The sequence below is a fragment of the Streptococcus sp. LMAG:39 genome (assembly GCF_008680485.1).
Lineage (GTDB): Bacteria > Bacillota > Bacilli > Lactobacillales > Streptococcaceae > Streptococcus > Streptococcus pasteurianus.
In genome coordinates, this window is record NZ_NALE01000001.1 from 1,163,583 (window position 1) to 1,189,448 (window position 25,866).

Sequence of the window (25,866 nt, forward strand, 5' to 3'; positions counted from 1 at the left end):
ATCAGAGTTAAGTGATGATAGCCTAGGAGATACACCTGTTCCCATGCCGAACACAGCAGTTAAGCCCTAGAACGCCTGAAGTAGTTGGGGGTTGCCCCCTGTTAGATATGGTAGTCGCTTAGCAAAAGGGAGTTTAGCTCAGCTGGGAGAGCATCTGCCTTACAAGCAGAGGGTCAGCGGTTCGATCCCGTTAACTCCCATTAAGATGGTAAATATACTAAAGGTCCCGTGGTGTAGCGGTTATCACGTCGCCCTGTCACGGCGAAGATCGCGGGTTCGATTCCCGTCGGGACCGTTAGACTCGTTAGCTCAGTTGGTAGAGCATCTGACTTTTAATCAGAGGGTCACTGGTTCGAGCCCAGTACGGGTCATATTAATATGCGGGTTTGGCGGAATTGGCAGACGCACCAGATTTAGGATCTGGCGCTTAACGGCGTGGGGGTTCAAGTCCCTTAACCCGCATTAAATAAGAAAGTAGCCGGCTTAGCTCAGTTGGTAGAGCATCTGATTTGTAATCAGAGGGTCGCGTGTTCAAGTCATGTAGCCGGCATAGAATACTCTTTATGCGAACGTAGTTCAGTGGTAGAACATCACCTTGCCAAGGTGGGGGTCGCGGGTTCGAACCCCGTCGTTCGCTTGTAGAGGCCGGGGTGGCGGAACTGGCAGACGCACAGGACTTAAAATCCTGCGAAGGGTAACCTTCGTACCGGTTCGATTCCGGTCCTCGGCAGAAAATTTAAATTTAAATAAGATGCACCCTTGGCTCAACTGGATAGAGTACCTGACTACGAATCAGGCGGTTGCAGGTTCGAATCCTGCAGGGTGCATATTTCGGGAAGTAGCTCAGCTTGGTAGAGCACTTGGTTTGGGACCAAGGGGTCGCAGGTTCGAATCCTGTCTTCCCGATTGATGGCGGTGTAGCTCAGCTGGCTAGAGCGTCCGGTTCATACCCGGGAGGTCGGGGGTTCGATCCCCTTCGCCGCTATAAGATATTATGGATGACTTTGGACCTTTAGCTCAACTGGTTAGAGCACTCGGCTCATAACCGAGCGGTCGTAGGTTCGAGTCCTACAAGGTCCATATATTTTTATATATTATAGTTTGGAGGATTACCCAAGTCCGGCTGAAGGGAACGGTCTTGAAAACCGTCAGGCGTGTAAAAGCGTGCGTGGGTTCGAATCCCACATCCTCCTTTAGTATTGTTGACGCGGGATGGAGCAGCTAGGTAGCTCGTCGGGCTCATAACCCGAAGGTCGTAGGTTCAAATCCTGCTCCCGCAATAGAAGGCTCGGTAGCTCAGTTGGTAGAGCAATGGATTGAAGCTCCATGTGTCGGCGGTTCGATTCCGTCTCGCGCCATTAGTTTTATATTTTTTATGCGGGTGTAGTTTAGTGGTAAAACTACAGCCTTCCAAGCTGTTGTCGCGAGTTCGATTCTCGTCACCCGCTTTTATTTATATTGGTTATTCCAACTTTCATGGGCGCATAGCTCAGCTGGTTAGAGCGCACGCCTGATAAGCGTGAGGTCGGTGGTTCGAGTCCACTTGTGCCCATACATGGAATGGAGAATTACTCAAGAGGCTGAAGAGGACGGTTTGCTAAATCGTTAGGTCGGGTAACTGGCGCAAGGGTTCGAATCCCTTATTCTCCGTGCTATTTTAAAGCGAGATTATCTTTGGATATCTCGTTTTATTTTTTATATTTTAGGATAGTTGGTGCAAAATCTTGAAAAAATTAAGAATCTCTCGTTTTGTTTTTTTCGCGGTATTGATTTTATTGCTTCTAGGCATGTCTTTAGCTTTTTTATTTAGAAATTTTGGGATAGTTTCTGCAATTTCCTCTCCTATAAGGAGTGTTATTGCTCGTGTGGATTCCGTAGTTTCAACTCCTTTTCGCTTCTTAGATTCTGCTAATGAGGAAATTAGAGATCTTTTTAATACGTATTCTGAGAACAAGGAATTAAAGCAAAAAGTTGCAGAGTTAGAGGATCAAAGTGAATTAATTGATTCTTTAAAAGAAGAAAATGAGGAGCTTAATAGTGAGATTGGAGCTTTATCATCAATTACTTCTCAATTTTCAGCTACTGGAAAGGTTATTGTCCGAAGCCCTGTTTCTTGGTATAATTCGTTAACTGTTAAGCTAGGAAAGAAGAATAATATAACGAAAAAAATGTTAGCCTTGTCAGGTGGTGGTCTAATTGGTACAGTGTCTGATGTAGATTCTACGACTTCGAGTATAACACTTTTATCAAATGGTTCAGATTTTAATATTCCAATTAAGATTACGACCTCTTCAGCAGAAGTTTATGGTTTATTGGAATCTTATGATTCGGATAAAAAATGTTTTGTAATTACAAATTTGAATTCTTCTGTGGATATTGAAGAAGGAGATAGTGTGGTAACGAGTGGTCTAGATGGTGATACTGTTGCCAATATTGCTGTCGGTACGGTTTCTAGTGTAAAAAATAGTTCAGAAAGTTTGGAGCGTATTGTCTATGTGACTCCGACAGCAGACTTCTCTGATATTTCTTATGTAACAATTGTTGGTGATTAAAGTGAAATTTTATAAAAATAAGTATTTTTTACTATTGTTACTTTTGCTATTAATGTTAATTGATGGACAACTATCTTTTTTAGCGAGTTCAATATTTTCTTATCATTTGATGATTTCTAGTCATTTATTACTATTAGCTGTTTTGTACTTTTATCACGATAAGCATAAGTATTTTATGTTTATCAGTTCGCTTGTTTTGGGTGGGATATTTGATATTTACTATTTAAACCGAATTGGTTTAGTTATCTTTTTACTACCAATTCTAGTCATTTTTACTAGTAAAATTAGTAAAAGTTTCTTTATGCGCAATTTTCAAACATTAATTTTTTATATTATTATTTTGTTTTTGTTTGAAATTGTTGGGGAATTAGGAGCAATTCTGCTTGGAATGACAACGATGTCAATGACCTATTTTATAGCTTATTGCTTTGCACCAACTCTTATTTACAATATTCTTATGTACTTAATCTTCCAAAAAGTGTTTAAAAAAGTATTTTTGGAGAGATAAATTACCTGAACAAAATACAAATGTAACAATCACGTAATATTAATTGCGTGATTTTTTGGTAAAATAATAATGTCTTATCAAAAAGGAGTAGTTTAATTTATATGAAAAAAAGAATTTTATCAGCTGTTCTTGTTAGTGGTGTAACACTTGGAACCGCAGCTGCCACAGTAAATGCGGATGATTATGATACACAAATCGCTGCACAAGATGCAGTCATCAGTAATCTTACATCTGAGCAAGCAGCTGCTCAAAGTCAAGTTGCTGTTCTTCAAGAACAAGTGACTTCACTTCAATCACAACAAGCTGACTTGGAAGCGCAAAATGCTCAACTCGAAGCAGAATCTCAAAAATTGAGTGAAGAGATTCAAGCTCTTTCAAGCAAGATTGTTGCTCGTAATGAATCTTTGAAAAAACAAGCCCGTAGCGCTCAAAAAACTAACACAGCTACAAGCTACATTAATACTATCTTGAATTCTAAATCAATTTCAGATGCTATTAATCGTGTAGCTGCTGTTCGTGAAGTTGTTTCTGCAAACGAAAAAATGTTGGAACAACAAGAAGCAGATAAAGCTGTTATCGAACAAAAACAAGCTGAAAACCAAGCAGCTATCAATACAGTAGCTGCTAATAAAGCAACTATTGAACAAAACCAAGCAGCTTTGGCAACTCAACAAGCTGAATTGGAAGCAGCTCAATTGAATTTATCAGCTCAATTGGCAACTGCAGAAGATGTAAAAGCAAGCTTAGTGGCTCAGAAAGAAGCAGCTGAACAAGCAGCAGCAGAAGCAGCTGCAGCACAGGCAGCAGCTGCAGCACAGGCAGCAGCAGAAGCACAAGCACAAGCTGCATCTGTAGCACAAGCACAACAATCAGTTGAAAATGGTACAGCTACCGTTGATACTACAACGGATACTTCATCACAAGATTCGACTGCTGCATCTACAACAACTGAAGATACCTCTTCAACTCAACAAGCTGCTACAGTTACTCCAACTACTACAACAAATACATCAAGTAGCTCATCATCTTCAGGTTCTTCATCATCAAGCAGTTCAAGTAACTCATCTTCAGGTTCTTCGTCATCAAGCAGTTCAAGTAACTCATCTTCAGGTTCTTCGTCATCAAGCAGTTCAAGTAACTCATCTTCAAGTTCTTCATCATCAAGCTCAGTGAACACTTATCCTGTTGGTCAATGTACTTGGGGTGTTAAATCACTTGCTTCATGGGTTGGAAACAACTGGGGTAATGCAAATCAATGGATTGCTAGTGCACAGGCTGCAGGTCATTCTGTAGGTACTACACCACAAGTTGGTGCGGTTGCTGTATGGCCTTATGATGGTGGTGGATATGGACACGTTGCATATGTAACTGCAGTTCAAAGTTCTACGAATATCCAAGTTATGGAAGCTAACTATGCTGGTAACTCATCTATTGGTAACTACCGTGGATGGTTTAACCCAGCTTCATCAACTTGGGGTGGCGGTACTGTTTACTACATCTATCAATAATAACTAATTGAGAAGGAATTCCCTTCTCTTTTTGTTTTTATTCGGATTTCCTTGTATTTATAGGGATTTAACGGATTTGTCATTGAAAAATACTGGAAAAAACGATAAAATGGTATAGGATAAAAACTTTGGAGGAAATCATGTCTTATTCTGATTTAAAATTGTTTGCCTTGTCGTCAAACAAAGAATTAGCAGAAAAAGTTGCTTCGGCTATGGGTATTGAACTTGGAAAATCGACTGTTCGTCAATTTTCTGATGGTGAAATCCAAGTCAACATTGAAGAATCAATTCGTGGACACCATGTCTTTATTTTGCAGTCAACTAGCTCACCAGTTAATGATAATTTGATGGAAATCTTGATTATGGTTGATGCGCTTAAACGTGCTAGTGCTGAAAAAATTAGTGTGGTTATCCCTTACTATGGTTACGCTCGTCAGGACCGTAAAGCTCGTTCGCGTGAACCGATTACTTCTAAATTAGTAGCTAATATGCTTGAAGTTGCAGGAGTTGATCGTCTTTTGACTGTTGATTTGCATGCCGCTCAAATTCAAGGGTTCTTTGATATTCCAGTCGATCATTTGATGGGTGCTCCGTTGATCGCTGATTACTTTGATCGTCATGGATTGGTTGGAGACGATGTTGTTGTCGTTAGTCCTGACCATGGTGGTGTGACACGTGCTCGTAAATTGGCACAATTCCTCCAAACACCGATTGCTATCATTGATAAACGTCGTAGTGTTACTAAAATGAATACCAGTGAAGTTATGAACATCATTGGTAATGTTAAAGGTAAAAAATGTATCTTGATTGATGATATGATTGATACAGCAGGTACTATTTGTCATGCAGCGGATGCTCTTGCTGAAGCTGGTGCAACAGCAGTATATGCATCATGTACTCACCCTGTTCTTTCTGGTCCTGCACTTGAAAATATTGAAAAATCAGCTATTCAAAAGTTGGTTGTTTTGGATACTATCTATCTTTCAGAAGAACGTTTGATTGATAAAATTGAACAAATCTCAATTGCTGAATTAATCGCTGAAGCAATTACTCGTATTCACGAAAAACGTCCTTTGTCACCATTATTTGAAATGGGGACTGCTAAATAAGACGACTTTTATTAGCTTTCATGTTAAAAACCGTTGGATTTTTGTCTGACGGTTTTTCTGTTTAAATTATTTTGGAAAATCTTAACATGTGGATAATTTAATAAAATCTTTTTAAAGATAGAGCTGTGGATAAGTCTAAAAAGGCTATTTAATTATCTGAATTTTATGTATAATAGATGTAATTAGATTTTGAGGTGAGACTATGAGTTTAACAAACCGTTTTAATAAAAACTTAGATAAAATCGAAGTATCATTGATTCGTCAATTTGACCAATCAATTTCAGATGTGCCAGGGATTATGAAGTTAACTTTGGGTGAGCCTGATTTTACAACTCCTAATCATGTAAAAGAAGCTGCCAAAGCGGCTATTGATGCGAATCAATCACATTATACTGGTATGGCAGGGTTGTCAACGCTTCGCCAAGCTGCTGCAGATTTTGTGAAGTCAAAATATAATTTGTCTTACAATCCTGACAATGAAATTTTGGTTACGATTGGTGCAACGGAAGCTTTGTCAGCAACTTTAACAGCGATTTTGGAACCAGGAGATACGGTTCTTTTGCCAGCACCAGCTTACCCTGGGTATGAGCCAATTGCAAATCTTGTTGGTGCTGAAATTGTTGAAATTGATACAACGGCAAATGATTTTGTATTGACACCAGAAATGCTTGAAAAAGCGATTTTGGAACAAGGTGATAACTTAAAAGCAGTTTTGCTTAATTATCCAACTAATCCAACTGGTGTGACTTATTCACGTGAGCAAATTAAGGATTTGGCCGATGTTCTTAAAAAATATGATGTTTTTGTCATCTCAGATGAAGTGTATTCCGAATTGACTTATAATGATGAATCGCATGTGTCAATTGCTGAATATCTTCCAGAGCAAACGATTTTGATTAATGGGCTTTCAAAATCTCATGCTATGACTGGTTGGCGAATTGGTTTGATTTTTGCACCAGCTATTTTCACAGCACAGTTGATTAAGAGTCACCAATATTTGGTAACAGCTGCTGCGACAATGGCTCAATTTGCTGCGATTGAAGCTCTTTCTGTTGGTAAAGATGATGCACTACCAATGAAAGTTGAATATACCAAACGTCGCGATTATATCATTGATAAGATGTCTGCTCTTGGCTTTAAGATTATTAAACCAGACGGTGCTTTTTACATTTTTGCGAAAATTCCTGCTGGTTATGAACAAGATTCGTTTAAGTTCTGTCAAGATTTTGCGCGTGAAAAAGCAGTTGCTTTCATTCCTGGTGTGGCTTTTGGTAAGTATGGTGAGGGTTATCTACGTCTTTCTTATGCGGCTAGCATGGAAACAATCACAACAGCGATGGAACGCTTGAAAGAATTTATGGAAGAACATGCAAACTAAGGAAACTTATGGTCTTGTCCTCTATAATCGTAATTATCGTGAGGATGATAAGCTAGTCAAAATTTTTACAGAAACTAATGGGAAGCATATGTTTTTTGTTAAACATGCTGGTAAATCTCGGTTTAATTCTGTTATTCAGCCGTTAACGGCGGCAAAATTTATTCTAAAAATTAATGATACGGGTCTGTCCTTCATTGAAGATTATAAGGAAGTTGAGTCTTTTAAGGAAATTAATGCAGATTTGTTTAGATTGTCCTATGCTTCTTATGTGACAGCATTGGCAGATGCAGCTGTGCCAGACGGTGTGGCAGACCCCCAGTTGTTTACATTTTTTAATAAGACGCTTTCCTTAATGGAAGAGGGACTTGACTACGAAATTTTGACTAATATTTTTGAGATTCAACTTTTAGAACGATTTGGTGTTAGTCTTAATTTTCATGAATGTGCTTTTTGTCATCGGATTGGATTGCCCTTTGATTTTTCGCATAAATATTCTGGTCTACTTTGTCCAGAGCATTATGGTAAAGATGATTATCGTAGTCATCTTGATCCGAATGTGCTGTACCTGGTGGACCGATTTCAAGCCATTCATTTTGATGAATTAAAGACGATTTCAGTTAAGCCTGAGATGAAACGAAAATTGCGTTTATTTATTGATGATATTTATGATAATTATGTCGGTCTTCGTTTGAAAAGTAAAAAATTCATTGATGATTTAGGGACTTGGGGAAATATTATGAAATAATGGTTGTTAGTGCTGTTTGATTTGTAGAGTGAGCACTAACAGCTTTTTATTTAGAGGTGTGTCATTGAGAAGATATCTTTTTGAAAAGGTATTGTGATATTTTCTGGAACTGAAAAAAATTGGGAATCATGCTATAATGAAGTGATAATGTTTTGTGAGGAAAAAATTGATATGAAAAAAATTGCTGTTGATGCTATGGGTGGCGACAATGCCCCTAAAGCTATTATCGAAGGAGTTAATCGTGCGTTAGCAGAATTCTCAGATATTGAAATTCAACTTTATGGAGATGAATCTAAGATAAAAGAGTATTTGACTGCAACAGAGCGTGTTTCAATTATTCATACAGAAGAAAAAATTAATTCAGATGATGAACCAGCTAAAGCTATTCGTCGTAAGAAGAAAGCTAGCATGGTACTTGGGGCTAATGCTGTAAAAGAAGGGACAGCAGACGCTGTCATTTCAGCAGGGAATACAGGTGCGCTCCTTGCGGCAGGATTGTTCGTTGTTGGGCGTATTAAAGGTATTGACCGTCCAGGGCTTATGTCCACTTTGCCAACACTTGATGGTAGAGGGTATGATATGTTGGACCTTGGGGCTAATGCTGAGAATACCCCTAAACATTTACATCAGTATGCTATTTTAGGGTCGTTTTATGCAAAGAATGTTCGTGATATTGCTAAGCCACGTGTTGGTTTGCTTAATAATGGAACTGAGGCAACGAAAGGTGATCCACTTCATAAAGAAGCTTATGCGCTATTAGCAGAAGATGCTTCTTTGAACTTTGTCGGAAATGTTGAAGCGCGTGATTTGATGAATGGTGTTGCAGACGTTGTGGTATCGGATGGTTTCACGGGAAACGCTGTCTTAAAAACAATGGAAGGAACTGCCCTTAACATCATGGGAGGTTTGAAATCTTCTATTAAATCAGGTGGTTTGAAAGCAAAATTGGGAGCCCTTCTTTTGAAGGATAGTTTATATCAATTAAAAGATACCATGGACTATTCAAGTGCAGGTGGTGCAGTTCTTTTTGGGCTTAAAGCGCCTATTGTGAAATGTCATGGTTCAAGCGATGCGCAAGCTGTTTACTATACAATCAGACAAGTTCGTACAATGTTAGAAACGAATGTGGTTGGTCAATTAGTAGAAACTTTCACACCAAAGGATTAAATAAGGGGAGTAAGAGATGACAAAAGAGGCTATTTTTGAAAGGATTTGTTTCATCATTAAGGAGCAATTGCATAAACCAGAGTTAAACATTACTCAAACGACAACTTTACATGATGATTTGGGAGTTGATTCGATTACCCTAACGGAATTTATTATCAATTTAGAAGATGAGTTTCATTTGGAAATTCCTGACGAAGATGTTGAAAATATGAAATGTATGGGAGAAATGATGGAATATTTCTATAATCGCGTAAATTAAGCAAAAACGTTCGCTAATTTCGAACGTTTTTATTTTTATTTCGTTTAAAAGTCTGCTAAATGTTGAAATTGGTAACATCATGTGTTAAAATTTAGTAGAATAAAAGCGAAAGGCGAACAAAATATGTCACGACAACTTATTTATACGGGAAAAGCAAAAGATATTTACACTACATCAGAAGATGAGAATTTGATTATTTCAGTCTATAAAGACCAAGCGACAATGCTTAATGGTGCTCGTAAAGAGACTATTAAAGGTAAAGGCATTCTTAATAATCAAATCTCATCTTTAATTTTTACGAAATTGAATGAAGCAGGTGTGGCGACTCACTTTGTTAAACAATTGTCAGAAACCGAACAATTAAATAAAAAAGTTGATATTGTTCCACTTGAAGTTGTTTTGCGTAATGTTACTGCTGGTTCATTCTCAAAACGCTTTGGTGTTGAAGAAGGAATCAAATTAGATACTCCAATCGTTGAATTTTACTACAAAAATGATGATTTGGATGACCCATTTATCAATGATGAACACGTAAAATTCCTTGGTATTGCAAGTGATGAAGATATTGCTTATATTAAAGCAGAAACACGTCGTATTAATGACCTTTTGAAAGATTGGTTCATCCAAATTGGTCTTAATTTGATTGATTTCAAATTGGAATTTGGTAAAGACAAAGATGGCAAAATTATTCTTGCAGATGAATTTTCACCAGATAACTGTCGTCTTTGGGATGCTGAAGGTCATCACATGGATAAAGATGTTTTCCGTCGTGATTTAGGTAGTTTGACAGATGTTTACGAAGTTGTCCTTGAAAAACTCAAAGGGCTTAACTAAAAACTGTGATTTCTAATTAAGTAGAAAGAAGAATTCTAAAAAGGGTAAAAAATGAATAAACGAATTTTCGTTGAGAAAAAATCAAATTTTAACATTAAGGCTCAGGCGCTTGTTAAAGAACTCAAACACAATCTTCAATTAACAAGTTTGACTGATTTACGCATTATTCAAGTTTACGATGTTTTTAATTTGGCAGATTCGCTTTTCGAACGTGCTGAAAAACACATTTTTTCTGAACAAGTAACGGATAATATTTTGGCTGAGAGTGATGTGGTTGCTGAACTTTCTAACTATGCTTTCTTTGCTATTGAATCACTTCCAGGTCAATTTGACCAACGTGCAGCGTCATCACAAGAAGCATTGCTTCTTCTTGGCAGCAGTAATGATGTAACAGTTAATACGGCTCAACTTTATCTTGTTAACAAGGATATTGATACTGCTGAACTTGATGCGGTTAAGAACTATCTTCTTAATCCAGTAGATTCTCGTTTTAAAGATATTACAACAGGAATTGCGCCACAAGCATTTTCAGAATCAGACAAAACGATTCCAAATCTTGATTTCTTCAAGACTTATACAGCGGCTGAATTTGCTGATTATAAAGCTGAACAAGGTTTGGCGATGGAAGTTGATGACCTTGTCTTTATCCAAGAGTACTTCAAATCAATTGGACGCGTGCCAACGGAAACAGAATTGAAAGTTTTGGATACTTATTGGTCAGACCACTGCCGCCACACAACTTTCGAAACTGAGCTTAAACATATTGATTTCTCAGCGTCTAAATTTCAAAAACAATTACAGGCAACTTATGATAAATATATTGCTATGCGTGATGAACTTGGACGTTCTGAAAAGCCACAAACATTGATGGACATGGCGACAATCTTTGGTCGTTATGAACGTGCGAATGGTCGCTTGGACGATATGGAAGTATCAGACGAAATTAACGCATGTTCTGTTGAAATTGAAGTTGATGTGAACGGTGTTAAAGAACCATGGCTTTTGATGTTCAAGAATGAAACACACAATCACCCAACGGAAATTGAACCATTTGGTGGTGCCGCAACGTGTATCGGTGGTGCAATCCGCGACCCATTGTCAGGACGTTCTTATGTTTATCAAGCAATGCGTATTTCAGGTGCTGGTGATATTACAACACCAATTTCAGAAACACGTCTTGGTAAATTGCCACAACAAGTGATTTCTAAAACAGCGGCACATGGTTATTCTTCATATGGTAACCAAATCGGTCTTGCCACAACTTATGTTAAAGAATATTTCCACCCAGGATTTGTCGCTAAACGTATGGAACTCGGTGCCGTTGTCGGTGCAGCTCCTAAAGGAAATGTTGTTCGTGAGAAACCAGAAGCTGGTGACGTGGTTATTCTTCTCGGTGGTAAAACTGGTCGTGACGGTGTCGGTGGTGCAACTGGTTCATCTAAAGTTCAAACGGTTGAATCTGTTGAAACAGCTGGTGCAGAAGTACAAAAAGGGAATGCCATTGAAGAACGTAAAATTCAACGTCTTTTCCGTAATGGTAATGTGACTCGCCTCATTAAAAAATCAAACGACTTTGGTGCTGGTGGTGTCTGTGTGGCAATTGGTGAATTAGCTGACGGTCTCGAAATTGACCTTAACAAAGTGCCTTTGAAATACCAAGGACTTAATGGAACTGAAATTGCCATTTCTGAATCACAAGAACGTATGGCTGTTGTGGTTCGTCCGAAAGATGTTGAGGTTTTCGTGGCAGAATGTCATAAAGAAAATATTGACGCGGTAGTGGTTGCCACAGTTACTGAAAAACCAAATCTTGTTATGACTTGGAATGGTCAAACAATCGTTGATATTGAACGTCGTTTCCTTGATACAAACGGTGTGCGCGTGGTGGTTGATGCTAATGTTGTTGACAGTCAAGTTGACATGCCAGAACAACGTACCACTTCAGCTGCGACACTTGAATCTGATACTGTAAATGTTCTTTCTGACCTTAATCACGCTAGTCAAAAAGGTTTACAAACTATCTTTGATAGCTCTGTTGGTCGTTCAACGGTTAATCATCCGATTGGTGGTCGTTATCAAATCACACCAACAGAAAGTTCAGTTCAAAAACTTCCTGTTCAAAACGGTGTAACAACAACAACGTCAGTTATGGCACAAGGGTTCAACCCTTATATTGCTGAATGGTCACCATATCATGGTGCAGCTTATGCTGTTATCGAAGCAACAGCACGTTTGGTGGCAACAGGTGCGAATTGGTCTAAAGCACGCTTCTCTTATCAAGAATATTTCCAACGTATGGATAAACAAGCTGAACGCTTTGGACAACCAGTCTCAGCCCTTCTTGGGTCAATCGAAGCGCAATTGCAACTTGGTCTACCATCAATCGGTGGTAAAGACTCAATGTCTGGTACATTTGAAGAATTGACAGTACCACCAACATTGGTTGCTTTTGGTGTGACAACAGCTGAAAGTCGTAAGGTTCTTTCGCCAGAATTTAAAGCAGCTGATGAATACATTTACTACATTCCAGGGCAAGCTATTTCACAAGAGATTGATTTTGATTTGATTAAAGCTAATTTTGCTAAATTTGAAACAATTCAAAAAGCACACCATATCACATCAGCTTCAGCTGTTAAATATGGTGGTGTGATTGAAAGCTTGGCACTTGCAGCTTTTGGTAACCATATCGGAGCTAAAGTAGAATTGGCAGAGCTTGCAACTAGCTTGACAGCACAACTCGGTGGTTTTATCTTTACATCTACTGAAGAAATTGCTGAAGTTAGCAAAATCGGTGAAACAACAGCTGACTTTACACTTGCTGTCAATGGTGTCAACCTTGCAGGAGATAAACTTTTGTCAGCCTTTGAGGGCAAACTTGAAGATGTTTATCCAACTGAATTTGAACAAAGTACAAAACTTGAAGATGTTCCAGCAGTTGTTTCAGATGCAGTGATTAAAGCAAGTAAAAAAGTTGTTGAACCATTGGTTTACATCCCAGTATTCCCTGGTACAAACTCAGAGTACGATTCAGCTAAAGCCTTTGAACAAGCAGGTGCAAAAGTTAACTTGGTACCATTTGTGACACTTGATGAAGCAGCAATTGAAGCATCTGTTGACACAATGGTTGATAATATCAGTCAAGCTAACATCATCTTCTTTGCAGGTGGTTTCTCAGCTGCTGATGAACCAGACGGTTCGGCTAAATTCATTGTCAATATCTTGTTGAACCAAAAAGTCCGCGCAGCTATTGACAGCTTTATTGAAAAAGGAGGTCTTATCATCGGTATCTGTAATGGATTCCAAGCCCTTGTGAAATCAGGTCTTCTTCCATATGGTAACTTTGAAGATGCGACTGAAACAAGTCCAACTCTTTTCTACAATGATGCTAACCAACACGTGGCGAAAATGGTTGAAACACGTATTGCCAATACGAATTCACCTTGGCTAGCAGGTGTTGAAGTGGGTGACATTCATGCTATTCCAGTATCACATGGTGAAGGTAAATTCGTCGTAACAGATGAAGAATTTGCAGAACTTCGTGATAATGGACAAATCTTCAGCCAATACGTTGACTTTGACGGTAAACCAAGTATGGATTCTAAATACAATCCAAATGGCTCAGTAAATGCGATTGAAGGTATCACAAGCAAGAACGGTCAAATCATTGGTAAAATGGGACATTCAGAACGTTACGAAGACGGTCTTTTCCAAAATATTCCAGGAAATAAAGACCAACACTTGTTCCGTAGCGCTGTTGAATATTTTACTAAAGGGTAATACTATTTTTAAAAATATATTTTATAGAAATGACATGACTGCGATTGCGTCTTGAAATTCTAAATACAAATACATAGGCAAGAGAGCTGAGGCTTGTCTCACCCTCTTTTGTCAACTTATCAAAAGGAGAAAAAATTCCTTATAATTTAGTTCTAGGTAATAAAAATAATGACATACGAAGTTAAATCTCTAAATGAAGAATGTGGTGTTTTTGGGATTTGGGGACACCCTCAAGCAGCTCAAGTGACTTATTTTGGACTCCACAGTCTTCAACACCGCGGTCAAGAAGGTGCTGGTATCGTCACAAACGATAACGGCAAACTTCTTCAGCACCGTAATACTGGTCTTCTTTCAGAAGTCTTTAAAAATCCTGCTGATTTGGAAAAATTAACAGGAACTGCAGCTATTGGTCACGTTCGCTATGCGACTGCTGGCTCTGCGTCTATTAATAATATTCAACCATTTCTTTACAACTTTACAGACGAGCAATTTGGGCTTTGTCATAATGGTAATTTGACAAATGCAGTATCATTGAAAAAAGAATTGGAAGACCAAGGGGCGATTTTTAATGCCTCATCTGATACTGAAATTCTAATGCATTTGATTCGCCGTAGCCATAATCCTGAGTTTATCGGTAAAGTCAAAGAAGCGTTGAACACTGTCAAAGGTGGCTTTGCTTATCTTTTGATGACAGAAGATAAATTGATTGCTGCGCTTGACCCAAATGGTTTTCGTCCGTTATCAATTGGGCAAATGGCAAATGGTGCTTGGGTAGTATCAAGCGAAACGTGTGCCTTTGAAGTGGTTGGTGCTAAATGGGTTCGTGATGTAAAACCAGGAGAACTTGTTATCATTGATGACAATGGTATTCAGTATGACACTTACACAAATGATACACAGCTTGCTATCTGTTCAATGGAATATATCTATTTTGCACGTCCTGACAGTGATATTTATGGTGTCAATGTTCACACGGCTCGTAAAAATATGGGGAAACGTTTGGCACAGGAATTTCAACATGAAGCTGATATTGTTGTTGGTGTACCGAATTCATCACTTTCAGCAGCGATGGGATTTGCTGAAGAATCAGGTCTCCCAAATGAAATGGGCTTGGTGAAAAATCAGTACACACAACGTACTTTCATTCAACCGACACAAGAGTTGCGTGAGCAAGGTGTTCGCATGAAGCTCTCAGCCGTATCTGGTGTTGTTAAAGGTAAGCGCGTGGTCATGGTTGATGATTCTATCGTGCGTGGAACTACATCACGCCGTATCGTTCGTTTGCTTCGTGAAGCTGGTGCTACAGAAGTTCATGTGGCAATCGGTAGTCCAGAATTGAAATACCCATGTTTCTACGGTATCGATATTCAAAATCGTCGTGAATTGATTTCAGCTAACCACACTAAAGATGAAGTTTGTGAGATTATCGGTGCTGATAGCTTGACTTACTTGTCAATTGACGGTTTGATTGAATCAATCGGTCTTGATACAGATGCGCCTAATGGTGGTTTGTGTGTGGCTTACTTTGACGGTAAGTATCCAACACCACTTTACGATTACGAAGAACCTTACCTCAAGAGCTTAGAAGAAAAAACAAGCTTCTATATTCATGAAGTTAATGAAAATAAATAGAACTTTTAATAGCTCTGCTATTTCCCAAAAGGAGAAAAATATTATGACAAAAAATGCTTATGCTCAATCTGGTGTTGATGTTGAAGCGGGTTATGAAGTTGTTGCACGTATCAAAAAACATGTTGCGCGTACTGAACGTGCAGGTGTTATGGGAGCTCTTGGTGGCTTTGGTGGTATGTTCGACCTTACAAAAACTGGTGTGAAAGAACCTGTTTTGATTTCAGGAACTGATGGTGTGGGAACAAAACTTATGCTTGCCATTAAATACGATAAACACGATACAATCGGTCAAGACTGTGTTGCCATGTGTGTTAATGACATCATTGCAGCTGGTGCGGAACCACTTTACTTCCTAGATTACATTGCAACTGGTAAAAATGAACCTGCAAAACTTGAACAAGTCGTTGCAGGTGTTGCTGAAGGTTGTGTTCAATCTGGCGCAGCTCTTATCGGTGGTGAAACTGCTGAGATGCCTGGTATGTATGGTGAAGATGATTATGATTTGGCTGGTTTTGCAGTAGGTGTTGCTGAAAAATCACAAATCATTGATGGTTCAAAAGTTTCTGATGGTGATCTTCTTCTTGGACTTGCTTCAAGTGGGATTCACTCAAATGGTTATTCACTTGTCCGTCGTGTTTTTGCTGATTACACAGGTGAAGAAGTGCTTCCTGAACTTGAAGGCAAAAAATTAAAAGAAGTTCTTCTTGAACCAACACGTATCTACGTTAAAGCGGTGCTTCCACTTATCAAAGAAGAATTGGTTAACGGTATTGCTCACATTACTGGTGGTGGTTTTATTGAAAATGTCCCACGTATGTTTGCGGATGATTTAGCTGCTGAAATCGAAGAAGATAAAGTTCCTGTTCTTCCAATTTTCAAAGCTCTTGAAAAATACGGTAACATCAACCACGAAGAAATGTTTGAAATCTTCAACATGGGTATTGGTTTGATGTTGGCAGTTAGCCCTGATAAGGTCGAGCGCGTGAAAGAATTGCTTGACGAACCAGTTTACGAACTTGGTCGTATTGTTAAAAAAGCTGATGCAAGTGTGGTGATTAAATAATGAAAAAAATCGCAGTTTTTGCGAGTGGTAATGGGTCAAATTTTCAAGTCATTGCGGAGCAATTTCCAGTTGAATTTGTCTTTTCAGATCACCGAGATGCATATGTCTTAGAACGTGCAGAAAAACTCGGTGTGACAGCTCATGCTTTTGAGCTCAAAGAATTTGACAATAAAGTAGCTTACGAAGAGGCTATTGTTACTTTGCTTGAAAAATATGATATTGATTTGATTTGCCTAGCTGGTTATATGAAGATTGTTGGTCCGACTTTACTAGCAGCTTACGAAGGTCGTATCATTAATATTCACCCAGCTTATCTGCCAGAATTTCCAGGTGCTCATGGTATTGATGATGCTTGGGAAGCAGGTGTTGACCAGTCTGGTGTTACTATTCACTGGGTTGACAATGGCGTTGACACGGGAAAAGTGATTAAACAAGTCCGTGTGCCTCGTCTGGCTGATGATACCATTGACAGTTTTGAAGCTCGTATTCATGAAAATGAGTATAAACTCTACCCAGAAGTTTTAGAGAGCTTAGGAGTTGAGAAAAAGTAGTCAGCGCATTTGATAGCATATCTATTGGCATGCTAGTTTATTAGGAGGTTATGATGAAAAAGATTTTGGTGTTTATATTAACTTTTATTGTCGTTGCCTTTATAGTAAATGTACTATTTGATAATCTTGAAAATCCATGCGTCTTAGTTTAGCTATGCTATCAGGCTTATTGCTGGCATTATGATTGACTGGTTTATTTTTTATAGAAAGTAGGACTGAAATGACAAAACGTGCACTAATTAGTGTTTCTGATAAAGCGGGCATTGTTGAATTTGCTCAAGAATTGAAAAAACTTGGTTGGGATATTATCTCGACTGGTGGAACAAAAGTTGCGCTTGATAAAGCAGGTGTTGACACTATCGCGATTGATGATGTGACTGGCTTCCCAGAAATGATGGACGGTCGTGTGAAAACACTTCATCCAAATATTCATGGTGGTCTTTTGGCTCGTCGTGACCTTGACAGCCACCTTCAAGCTGCAAAAGATAACCACATTGAATTGATTGATCTTGTTGTGGTTAACCTTTACCCATTCAAAGAAACAATCTTGAAACCAGAAGTGACTTACGCTGATGCGGTTGAAAATATTGATATCGGTGGTCCTTCAATGCTTCGCTCTGCTGCTAAAAACCATGCTAGTGTAACAGTTGTCGTTGATCCAGCTGACTACGCTGTTGTTTTAGATGAATTGTCAGCTAATGGTGACACAAGCTTTGAAATTCGTCAACGTTTGGCAGCAAAAGTTTTCCGTCATACAGCAGCTTATGATGCTTTAATTGCAGAATATTTCACAAAACAAGTTGGTGAAACAAAACCTGAAAAACTCACAATCACTTACGATTTGAAACAACCAATGCGTTATGGTGAAAATCCTCAACAAGACGCTGATTTCTATCAAAAAGCTTTGCCAACAGATTATTCAATTGCTTCTGCTAAGCAATTGAATGGTAAAGAATTGTCATTTAACAACATCCGCGACGCTGACGCTGCAATCCGCATTATCCGTGACTTCAAAGACCGTCCGACTGTTGTTGCCCTTAAACACATGAACCCGTGTGGTATCGGACAAGCTGATGATATTGAAACAGCTTGGGACTATGCTTATGAATCAGACCCAGTTTCAATCTTTGGTGGAATTGTTGTACTTAACCGTGAAGTTGACGCCGCAACAGCTAAGAAAATGCACGCTATCTTCCTTGAAATCATCATTGCACCAAGTTATTCAGAAGAAGCCCTTGAAATCTTGACAACTAAGAAGAAAAACTTGCGTATTCTTCAATTGCCATTTGAAGCTCAAGAGGCTAGCCAAGTTGAAAAAGAATACACTGGTGTTGTCGGTGGGCTTTTGGTTCAAAACCAAGATGTTGTCGAAGAAAATCCAGCTGATTGGAAAGTTGTAACAAAACGTCAACCAAACGACCAAGAAAAAACAGCGCTTGAATTTGCTTGGAAAGCTATCAAATACGTGAAATCTAACGGTATCATTGTGACAAATGACCACATGACACTTGGGGTTGGTCCTGGTCAAACAAACCGTGTAGCTTCTGTTCGTATCGCTCTTGACCAAGCCAAAGACCGTCTTGACGGTGCTGTTCTTGCTAGTGATGCCTTCTTCCCATTTGCGGATAACGTTGAAGAAATTGCTGCAGCAGGCGTGAAAGCAATTATCCAACCTGGCGGTTCAGTCCGTGATCAAGAATCTATCGATATGGCTGATAAATACGGCATTTCCATGGTATTTACAGGTGTTCGTCACTTCCGTCATTAAGATTAAGAGGTATTAATATAATAGCAAGTACCTTAGCCAAATTGGTTGAGGTGCTTTTTAAGTTTTCTGAAAGAAAATTTTCAGTCTCTCTTAAGCAAACAAACCTATACTAGAGACACTCCTAAATAAACTTTTTTTCATACCCCTGCAAATCCTAATCTATTTTAGATTGGGATTTTTTTCTACCAATGAAGTAAGTGAAAATATAACAGATATTCCTGTGTAAGCATGACCAAAAGGAATGATTTGTGCCTAAAATATTTGAAGACAGCAAGAATAGACACCTGTAACCTTGAAAAAGTGATTAAAGTATAACCATGAATTTGAATTTTTTATCCGTTAATAGGAATGGCTACCCAGAGTTTATTGTATTGATATCAATTTCAAAAATTGTCCTTTAATATTTAATATCATTCTCTGTCATGAATGATTCCTAGTTTTAGTGATTTCATTTTCAATCCTTGACATATAGCATCATACAGCACTAAGATTTTACAAGATGTCACTACTTTATCATTTTTGAAAATGAAAAAAGTAGTGCAGAGTAGCTCTGTCGAACTTTTCCTCACTAAGCCAAAAACATCTTGTTTGATGTCATTAACGAGTTTGTTGGTTGCTTCTAGCTTATACAAATTCGCAAAAGAAGAGATTATTTTGAAATAATTAAAAAACAAGGATTTGATTGTGGTTCTTTCACAAAATAGTTTCCTGTTTTTTATAAAATTTTACAAACTTGTTATATGGGTTTTGATAATTTCCGAACAAATATGTTATAATGTTTTTATATAATTCGTAAAATATATTTTGCGTACTTTGTTGAGTTTGGAGCTTAGGCTCTTGTGATGTTTGTATTGAGGTATTTTTACTTATGAAACTTTTAGTTGTTGGCTCTGGTGGGCGCGAGCACGCTATTGCTAAGAAGCTGTTGGAATCTCCTCAAGTGAATCAGGTTTTTGTAGCACCTGGTAATGATGGCATGACACTTGATGGACTTGATTTGGTAAATATCGGTATTACCGAACATTCTAAGCTGATTGATTTTGCGAAAGCTAATGATATTGCTTGGACATTTATCGGACCTGATGATGCTTTGGCTACAGGAATCGTTGATGATTTTAATGCTGCTGGTTTGAAAGCATTTGGACCAAGTAAAGCAGCTGCAGAGCTTGAATGGTCTAAAGATTTTGCTAAATCAATCATGGCTAAATACCATGTTCCAACAGCTGCTTACGGCACTTTCTCAGATTTTGAGCAAGCAAAGAGCTATATTGAAGAACACGGTGCACCAATTGTTGTTAAGGCTGACGGTTTGGCGCTTGGTAAAGGTGTTGTCGTTGCCGAAACAGTAGAACAAGCGATCGAAGCGGCGCATGAAATGTTGCTTGATAATAAATTTGGTGATTCTGGTGCGCGTGTGGTCATTGAAGAATTTCTTGATGGTGAAGAATTTTCATTATTTGCCTTTGTTAATGGTGATAAATTCTATATCATGCCAACTGCACAAGACCACAAACGTGCTTTTGATGACGATAAAGGTCCTAATACTGGTGGTATGGGAGCTTATGCACCAGTTCCACATTTGCCACAAAGTGTTGTTGACACAGCTGTAGAAACAATTGTGAAGCCAGTTCTTAATGGTATGATTGCGGAAGGGCGTCCATATCTTGGTGTTCTTTATGCAGGACTTATTTTGACAGCTGATGGTCCAAAAGTTATCGAATTTAACTCACGTTTTGGTGACCCTGAAACCCAAGTTATCTTACCACGTTTGACATCTGATTTTGCTCAAAATATCACTGACATTTTAGATGGCAAAGCTCCAGAAATCACTTGGACAGACAAAGGGGTCACTCTTGGTGTTGTTGTGGCTTCAGAAGGTTATCCAGTTGCTTATGAAAAAGGTGTCCGCCTTCCAGAGAAAACGTCAGGTGATATTATCACTTATTATGCAGGTGCTAAATTTGCTGATGATAAAGCACTTCTTTCAAATGGTGGTCGGGTTTACATGTTGGTAACAACTAAGGAAGATGTTAAATCAGCACAAGATGCTATCTATGCTGAACTTGCAACTCAAGACACAACAGGTCTTTTCTATCGAAACGATATCGGAAGCAAAGCTATTGGACGTTAAACCAAAATGTATTTTAGTCAGCGCTTGTCTTTTGGGCGAAAGATGTAAGTATAACGGAGGTCATAATTACAATCAAGCCCTTGTAGATTATGTTGTTGACAAAGATGTGATAGCTGTTTGTCCAGAAGTGTTAGCAGGTTTGCCTACACCACGAGAACCAGTTGAATTGCGTGACGGTCGTGTTGTTGATGTTGCTGGTAATTGTTATGATGAGATGTTTGAAAAGGGCATTAAGCGTTGTCTAGATGAAATGGCTGGAAAGTCAATTGATTTAGCAATTTTACAATCACGCAGTCCGTCATGTGGTGTTAATCAAGTCTATGATGGAAACTTTTCTGGACAAAAAGTGGCAGGTAGTGGGCTCTTTGCTCAAAAATTAAAAGAACTTGGCTATCATGTTGTTGATGTTGAAGATATAAAACAATTGGAAGGAAAATAATGAAACCATTAATTTCAGTTATCATGGGTAGTAAATCTGATTGGGCTACCATGAAAAAAACAGCAGAGGTACTTGATCAATTTGGTGTGGCGTATGAAAAGAAAGTTGTTTCTGCGCACCGTACACCAGATTTGATGTTTAAACACGCCGAAGAAGCACGAGGGCGTGGTATTAAGGTGATTATTGCTGGTGCTGGTGGTGCTGCTCATTTGCCTGGTATGGTCGCAGCTAAAACAACACTTCCAGTTATTGGTGTTCCTGTGAAATCACGCGCGCTTAGCGGACTGGATTCGCTTTATTCAATCGTTCAAATGCCTGGCGGAGTGCCTGTGGCAACTATGGCTATCGGAGAGTCAGGAGCAACTAATGCTGCCCTAACAGCTCTTCGTATTTTGGCAATTGAAGATACTGAATTGGCAGAAAAACTAGAAAACTATGCACTTGAACAAGGTAAAGTTGCGGAGGCTTCAACAGATGAACTCGACTAAAACAATCGGTATTATCGGTGGTGGACAACTTGGGCAAATGATGGCTATTTCAGCTATCTATATGGGGCATAAAGTGGTTACTTTGGACCCCGCAGCAGATTGCCCAGCTTCACGTGTGAGTGATATGATTGTGGCACCTTACGATGATGTTGAAGCTATGCGTGAACTAGCAAAACGCTGCGATGTGCTCACTTATGAGTTTGAAAATGTTGATGCGGATGCTTTGGATGTGGTTGTCAAGGAAGGGCAATTACCGCAAGGAACTGATTTGCTTCGTATTTCGCAAAACCGTATCTTTGAAAAAGACTTTCTAGCTAAAACAGCAGGTGTGAAAGTAGCACCGTACAAGGTCGTCACATCAAGTCTTGACCTTGAGGATATTGATTTATCTAAGAAATACGTTTTAAAAACAGCAACTGGCGGTTATGATGGTCATGGTCAAATCGTGATTAAATCAGTTGAAAACTTAGCTGACGCTAACAAATTAGCCAATTCTTGCGAATGTGTTTTGGAAGAATTTGTGAATTTTGACCTTGAAATTTCAGTGATTGTTTCAGGAAATGGCAAGGATATGACCGTTTTTCCAGTACAAGAAAATATTCATCGCAATAATATCTTATCTAAAACAATTGTACCAGCTCGCATTTCTGATGAACTTGCTCAAAAAGCGCAGGCTATGGCTGTTCAAATCGCTGAAAAACTGGAATTATCTGGTACACTTTGTGTCGAAATGTTTGCGACACCTGATGATATCATCATCAATGAAATTGCACCACGTCCCCATAATTCAGGACACTATTCAATTGAAGCCTGTGATTTTTCACAATTTGACACACATATTTTGGGAATTCTCGGCTTGCCACTTCCAAGAATTTACCTCCATCAACCAGCTGTTATGCTGAATGTTCTTGGGCAACACATGGAAAAAGCACAAGCTTATGTGCAAGAAAATCCTAGCGCTCACCTCCACCTTTATGGTAAACTAGAGGCAAAACATAACCGCAAAATGGGACACATTACTTTGTTTAGTGATGAACCAGATACCATTGCGGAAATGGGGGAAGGAATGGATTTTTAAAGTGTTAATCGGAGGAAATATGCTGAAAATCATTGTTCATGCTTATATTGATAATGCTGAGAAAGCTATCGTTGAAGACGTTTTTGCTTCTTCTGATAAGTCTCGTATTTCTGAAAAAATGGCAGAGCTGACAAATAAGTACCTCAATGATTACCTTGCTGTTTATGATTTACCACTTGATACAGATTTAACAACTTTACCTCACTATCCATCTGTTGAAATTGGTAAGGAAGATTTTAATTAATTGTGTTAGTTATTTTATTGATATAACTAAAAAAAGGAAAGGAGCTAGGGTGTTAACCGTATTCACTTAACGCCCTTAATATCTTAAACATGATCGATCGTTATTCACGCCCTGAGATGGCGGCAATTTGGAGTGAAGAAAACAAATACAAAGCTTGGCTTGAAGTTGAAATTTTGGCTGACGAAGCCTGGGCTGAATTGGGAGAAATTCCTAAAGAGGATGTCGCTAAAATCCGTGCCAATGCAAGCTTTGACGTTGACCGTATTTTAGAAATTGAACAACAAACACGTCACGACGTTGTGGCATTCACTCGTGCAGTTTCTGAAAGTCTTGGGCAAGAACGTAAATGGGTGCACTATGGCTTGACATCAACTGACGTTGTTGATACAGCTTATGGTTACCTTTACAAACAAGCTAATGAAATCATCCGCAAAGATTTGCATAATTTCCTTGAAATCATTGCTAACAAAGCTAAAGAACATAAATTTACAATCATGATGGGACGTACTCACGGTGTCCATGCTGAGCCAACTACCTTTGGTTTGAAATTGGCAACTTGGTACAGTGAAATGAAACGTAACATCGAACGTTTTGAACACGCTGCTGCTGGTGTTGAAGCTGGTAAAATCTCAGGTGCTGTTGGTAACTTCGCTAACATTCCACCATTTGTTGAAGCTTATGTGTGTGAAAAACTTGGTATTCGTGCACAAGAAATTTCAACACAAGTTCTTCCGCGTGACCTTCATGCAGAATACTTTGCAGTTCTTGCTAGCATTGCAACATCAATTGAACGTATGGCAACTGAAATCCGTGGTCTGCAAAAATCTGAACAACGTGAAGTTGAAGAATTTTTCGCTAAGGGGCAAAAAGGTAGCTCAGCTATGCCTCACAAACGCAATCCAATCGGTTCAGAAAATATGACAGGTCTTGCACGTGTTGTTCGTGGTCATATGGTAACAGCTTACGAAAATGTGTCACTTTGGCATGAACGTGATATCTCTCACTCATCTGCTGAACGTATTATCTCACCAGATACTACAATCCTTATTGATTACATGCTTAACCGTTTTGGCAATATCGTGAAAAATTTGACTGTTTTCCCAGAAAACATGATTCGCAACATGGGGTCTACTTTTGGTCTTATTTTCAGCCAACGTGTAATGCTTAAATTGATTGAAAAAGGAATGACACGTGAACAAGCTTATGACCTTGTTCAACCTAAGACAGCTTATTCTTGGGATAACCAAGTTGACTTCAAACCACTTCTTGAAGCTGATGAAGAAGTTACTTCACGTTTAACACAAGAAGAAATCGATGAATTGTTCAATCCATCATACTACACTAAACGTGTTGATGAGATCTTTAACCGTATCGGTTTAGGAGATTAAAGTAATAGAATGTCTGAGACTATTTGTCTCAGACATTTTTTATGTATTTTTGTCAGAAAATTCGATATTTTTAAAGAAATTATTTTGTCAAGGGCTGAGGATATATGCTAAAATATGAAGTGTATACTTTTTTTGCTGATAGGAGATTAAGTTGGAAAAGTTTGGGATTAAAGTACGTGCATTAAGAGAGAAAAAGGGAATTTCACGTGAGGAATTCTGTGGTGATGAAACAGAATTGTCTGTGAGACAGCTAGCTAGAATTGAAAAAGGACAATCTGTCCCGACTCTTAATAAGGTGGGATATATTGCAAAAGTATTGGGAGTAACCATTGGTGAGTTAACTGATGGTAAAAATTTAGAACTTTCCACTAGGTATAAGGAGTTAAAGTATTTATTATTACGAACACCGACCTATGGGGATGAGGAACGTCTTAAGAGACAAACTTCATATTTTGATGAAATTTCGGAAAAGTACTATGAAGTTATACCTGAAGAAGAACGTTTAATTATTGATTGTTTACAATCGAAGCTTGATGTTCATTTCAGTGATGATGTTAATTTTGGTGAAGGAATTTTAAATGATTACTTTGACCAAGTTATACGAAAGAAGAACTTTCAAATTAATGATTTAGTTTTGATAGATTTATATTTTGCTTGCCTTGCTTCTGCTAAATCGTTTGTGGGAATCTATAGTTTAGATTTGTATGATAAATTAATGGAGTGTTTACTAGATCAAGAAAATCTTTCACCAGAAACTTCTTTGATTTTAAATAATGTTTTGTTAAATAATGTAGATTTGGTTTTACGATTCCATAGAGAATCTTTTATGAAACGAATTATTATAAAAAGTGACACTATCATGACAAGTGTTCATGATTTTCAAAGACGTCCAGTTTTAAGTTTAGTTGAGTGGAAATATTATTTACAATTTAAAAAAGATTTTTTAGCGGCACAAAAATCTTACTCCAATGCTATTTTATTTGCTAACTTAATTGGAGATACTTATTTGGAAAATAAGTTAATAGAAGAATGGAATAATGACACAACATGACATTTTTGTCATGTTGTTTTCTTGTAAGTTTCGTTAAAATAAACTCATAAATTATCAGAAAGGTTGGAATGGATAAATGCTAAATATTTTCTCAATTGTCCTAACTGGTTGGTGGGGGGTATAATTTCTTAGCTAAACAGTTCGTTAAAAGTTTTGGTTTTGTCCTCATAATATAAACAGAACTTATATTATGAGG

General features: G+C 38.3%; 21 protein-coding genes, 17 tRNA genes and 1 rRNA gene. All 39 read left to right on the plus strand.

The genetic code is table 11. The features are described 5' to 3' along the window. The first annotated feature begins 7 nt into the window (after nt 1-7). The 39 genes from rrf (at nt 8) to CCC20_RS05960 (ending at nt 25,670) form a co-directional block, all read left to right on the plus strand. Nucleotides 8-123, plus strand: a 5S ribosomal RNA gene (rrf, locus tag CCC20_RS05770). A gap of 4 nt (nt 124-127) precedes the next feature. Further along, nucleotides 128-200: transfer RNA gene (locus tag CCC20_RS05775), tRNA-Val, on the plus strand. Between the two features lie 22 nt (nt 201-222). Next, nucleotides 223-295, plus strand: a tRNA-Asp gene (locus tag CCC20_RS05780). A 3-nt stretch (nt 296-298) separates the two neighbouring features. Then, nucleotides 299-371 (plus strand) — tRNA-Lys (locus CCC20_RS05785). Between the two features lie 9 nt (nt 372-380). Next, nucleotides 381-462, plus strand: a tRNA-Leu gene (locus tag CCC20_RS05790). 15 nt (nt 463-477) lie between these two features. After that, a tRNA-Thr gene (locus CCC20_RS05795) sits at nt 478-550 on the plus strand. A 15-nt stretch (nt 551-565) separates the two neighbouring features. Then, nucleotides 566-637 (plus strand) — tRNA-Gly (locus tag CCC20_RS05800). 7 nt (nt 638-644) lie between these two features. Next, nucleotides 645-730: transfer RNA gene (locus CCC20_RS05805), tRNA-Leu, on the plus strand. A gap of 23 nt (nt 731-753) precedes the next feature. After that, nucleotides 754-827: transfer RNA gene (locus CCC20_RS05810), tRNA-Arg, on the plus strand. Between the two features lie 5 nt (nt 828-832). Further along, nucleotides 833-906, plus strand: a tRNA-Pro gene (locus CCC20_RS05815). 5 nt (nt 907-911) lie between these two features. Then, nucleotides 912-985: transfer RNA gene (locus CCC20_RS05820), tRNA-Met, on the plus strand. A 21-nt stretch (nt 986-1,006) separates the two neighbouring features. After that, a tRNA-Ile gene (locus tag CCC20_RS05825) sits at nt 1,007-1,080 on the plus strand. A 23-nt stretch (nt 1,081-1,103) separates the two neighbouring features. Then, nucleotides 1,104-1,193 (plus strand) — tRNA-Ser (locus CCC20_RS05830). A 13-nt stretch (nt 1,194-1,206) separates the two neighbouring features. After that, nucleotides 1,207-1,280 (plus strand) — tRNA-Met (locus CCC20_RS05835). A 5-nt stretch (nt 1,281-1,285) separates the two neighbouring features. Then, nucleotides 1,286-1,358 (plus strand) — tRNA-Phe (locus CCC20_RS05840). Between the two features lie 19 nt (nt 1,359-1,377). Further along, nucleotides 1,378-1,448: transfer RNA gene (locus CCC20_RS05845), tRNA-Gly, on the plus strand. A 30-nt stretch (nt 1,449-1,478) separates the two neighbouring features. Next, nucleotides 1,479-1,552 (plus strand) — tRNA-Ile (locus tag CCC20_RS05850). 10 nt (nt 1,553-1,562) lie between these two features. Then, a tRNA-Ser gene (locus CCC20_RS05855) sits at nt 1,563-1,650 on the plus strand. Between the two features lie 74 nt (nt 1,651-1,724). After that, nucleotides 1,725-2,552 carry a rod shape-determining protein MreC gene (mreC, locus tag CCC20_RS05860; RefSeq protein WP_041974156.1) on the plus strand — a complete coding sequence of 276 codons (828 nt, stop codon included), beginning with the start codon at nt 1,725-1,727 and terminating at the stop codon, nt 2,550-2,552. 1 nt (nt 2,553) lies between these two features. Further along, entirely contained in the window at nt 2,554-3,060 is a 507-nt protein-coding gene (mreD, locus tag CCC20_RS05865) for a rod shape-determining protein MreD (protein WP_013851386.1), read from the plus strand. Between the two features lie 101 nt (nt 3,061-3,161). Further along, nucleotides 3,162-4,568: a PcsB-like coiled-coil domain-containing protein gene (locus CCC20_RS05870; protein WP_117575828.1), complete on the plus strand. Its 1,407-nt coding sequence runs from the start codon at nt 3,162-3,164 to the stop codon at nt 4,566-4,568. Between the two features lie 140 nt (nt 4,569-4,708). Next, complete coding sequence (locus CCC20_RS05875; RefSeq protein ID WP_003062784.1) at nt 4,709-5,677, plus strand: ribose-phosphate diphosphokinase; 969 nt, start codon at nt 4,709-4,711, stop codon at nt 5,675-5,677. 202 nt (nt 5,678-5,879) lie between these two features. Then, entirely contained in the window at nt 5,880-7,055 is a 1,176-nt protein-coding gene (locus CCC20_RS05880) for a pyridoxal phosphate-dependent aminotransferase (RefSeq protein ID WP_058692598.1), read from the plus strand. Next, a complete protein-coding gene (recO, locus tag CCC20_RS05885; protein ID WP_003062788.1) occupies nt 7,045-7,800 on the plus strand; it encodes a DNA repair protein RecO in 756 nt (251 codons plus the stop codon). The genes CCC20_RS05880 and recO overlap by 11 nt, the downstream gene beginning before the upstream one ends. A gap of 171 nt (nt 7,801-7,971) precedes the next feature. Next, the gene (gene plsX, locus CCC20_RS05890; RefSeq protein WP_285395057.1) at nt 7,972-8,967 is read left to right on the plus strand and encodes a phosphate acyltransferase PlsX; all 996 of its coding nucleotides are present in this window, start codon (nt 7,972-7,974) and stop codon (nt 8,965-8,967) included. Between the two features lie 16 nt (nt 8,968-8,983). Continuing rightward, nucleotides 8,984-9,226 (plus strand): acyl carrier protein, encoded by a 243-nt coding sequence (locus CCC20_RS05895; protein WP_003062793.1) that lies wholly within the window; start codon nt 8,984-8,986, stop codon nt 9,224-9,226. 123 nt (nt 9,227-9,349) lie between these two features. After that, the gene (gene purC / locus CCC20_RS05900; RefSeq protein ID WP_041974149.1) at nt 9,350-10,060 is read left to right on the plus strand and encodes a phosphoribosylaminoimidazolesuccinocarboxamide synthase; all 711 of its coding nucleotides are present in this window, start codon (nt 9,350-9,352) and stop codon (nt 10,058-10,060) included. A gap of 51 nt (nt 10,061-10,111) precedes the next feature. Beyond that, complete coding sequence (locus CCC20_RS05905; RefSeq protein WP_013851391.1) at nt 10,112-13,837, plus strand: phosphoribosylformylglycinamidine synthase; 3,726 nt, start codon at nt 10,112-10,114, stop codon at nt 13,835-13,837. A gap of 168 nt (nt 13,838-14,005) precedes the next feature. Then, a complete protein-coding gene (gene purF, locus CCC20_RS05910; RefSeq protein ID WP_003062799.1) occupies nt 14,006-15,469 on the plus strand; it encodes an amidophosphoribosyltransferase in 1,464 nt (487 codons plus the stop codon). Nucleotides 15,470-15,512: 43 nt separating this feature from the next. Continuing rightward, complete coding sequence (purM, locus tag CCC20_RS05915; RefSeq protein ID WP_013851392.1) at nt 15,513-16,532, plus strand: phosphoribosylformylglycinamidine cyclo-ligase; 1,020 nt, start codon at nt 15,513-15,515, stop codon at nt 16,530-16,532. Continuing rightward, complete coding sequence (gene purN / locus CCC20_RS05920) at nt 16,532-17,083, plus strand: phosphoribosylglycinamide formyltransferase (RefSeq protein ID WP_003062803.1); 552 nt, start codon at nt 16,532-16,534, stop codon at nt 17,081-17,083. The genes purM and purN overlap by 1 nt, the downstream gene beginning before the upstream one ends. Nucleotides 17,084-17,303: 220 nt before the next feature. After that, nucleotides 17,304-18,851 carry a bifunctional phosphoribosylaminoimidazolecarboxamide formyltransferase/IMP cyclohydrolase gene (gene purH / locus CCC20_RS05925; RefSeq protein WP_048791389.1) on the plus strand — a complete coding sequence of 516 codons (1,548 nt, stop codon included), beginning with the start codon at nt 17,304-17,306 and terminating at the stop codon, nt 18,849-18,851. Nucleotides 18,852-19,719: 868 nt separating this feature from the next. Continuing rightward, entirely contained in the window at nt 19,720-20,982 is a 1,263-nt protein-coding gene (gene purD, locus CCC20_RS05930) for a phosphoribosylamine--glycine ligase (protein ID WP_003062809.1), read from the plus strand. Beyond that, nucleotides 20,972-21,421 (plus strand): 2-thiouracil desulfurase family protein, encoded by a 450-nt coding sequence (locus tag CCC20_RS05935; RefSeq protein ID WP_003062811.1) that lies wholly within the window; start codon nt 20,972-20,974, stop codon nt 21,419-21,421. Before purD ends, CCC20_RS05935 begins: the two co-directional genes overlap by 11 nt. After that, nucleotides 21,421-21,909, plus strand: a complete 489-nt coding sequence (gene purE / locus CCC20_RS05940; protein ID WP_003062813.1) for a 5-(carboxyamino)imidazole ribonucleotide mutase — start codon at nt 21,421-21,423, stop codon at nt 21,907-21,909. The genes CCC20_RS05935 and purE overlap by 1 nt, the downstream gene beginning before the upstream one ends. Beyond that, nucleotides 21,896-22,987: a 5-(carboxyamino)imidazole ribonucleotide synthase gene (gene purK, locus CCC20_RS05945; protein ID WP_003062815.1), complete on the plus strand. Its 1,092-nt coding sequence runs from the start codon at nt 21,896-21,898 to the stop codon at nt 22,985-22,987. Before purE ends, purK begins: the two co-directional genes overlap by 14 nt. A 19-nt stretch (nt 22,988-23,006) precedes the next feature. Beyond that, nucleotides 23,007-23,231 carry a hypothetical protein gene (locus CCC20_RS05950; protein WP_003062817.1) on the plus strand — a complete coding sequence of 75 codons (225 nt, stop codon included), beginning with the start codon at nt 23,007-23,009 and terminating at the stop codon, nt 23,229-23,231. An 89-nt stretch (nt 23,232-23,320) separates the two neighbouring features. Continuing rightward, the gene (gene purB / locus CCC20_RS05955; RefSeq protein WP_003062820.1) at nt 23,321-24,619 is read left to right on the plus strand and encodes an adenylosuccinate lyase; all 1,299 of its coding nucleotides are present in this window, start codon (nt 23,321-23,323) and stop codon (nt 24,617-24,619) included. A gap of 151 nt (nt 24,620-24,770) precedes the next feature. Beyond that, complete coding sequence (locus CCC20_RS05960) at nt 24,771-25,670, plus strand: helix-turn-helix domain-containing protein (RefSeq protein ID WP_003062822.1); 900 nt, start codon at nt 24,771-24,773, stop codon at nt 25,668-25,670. Nucleotides 25,671-25,866: the final 196 nt, after the last annotated feature.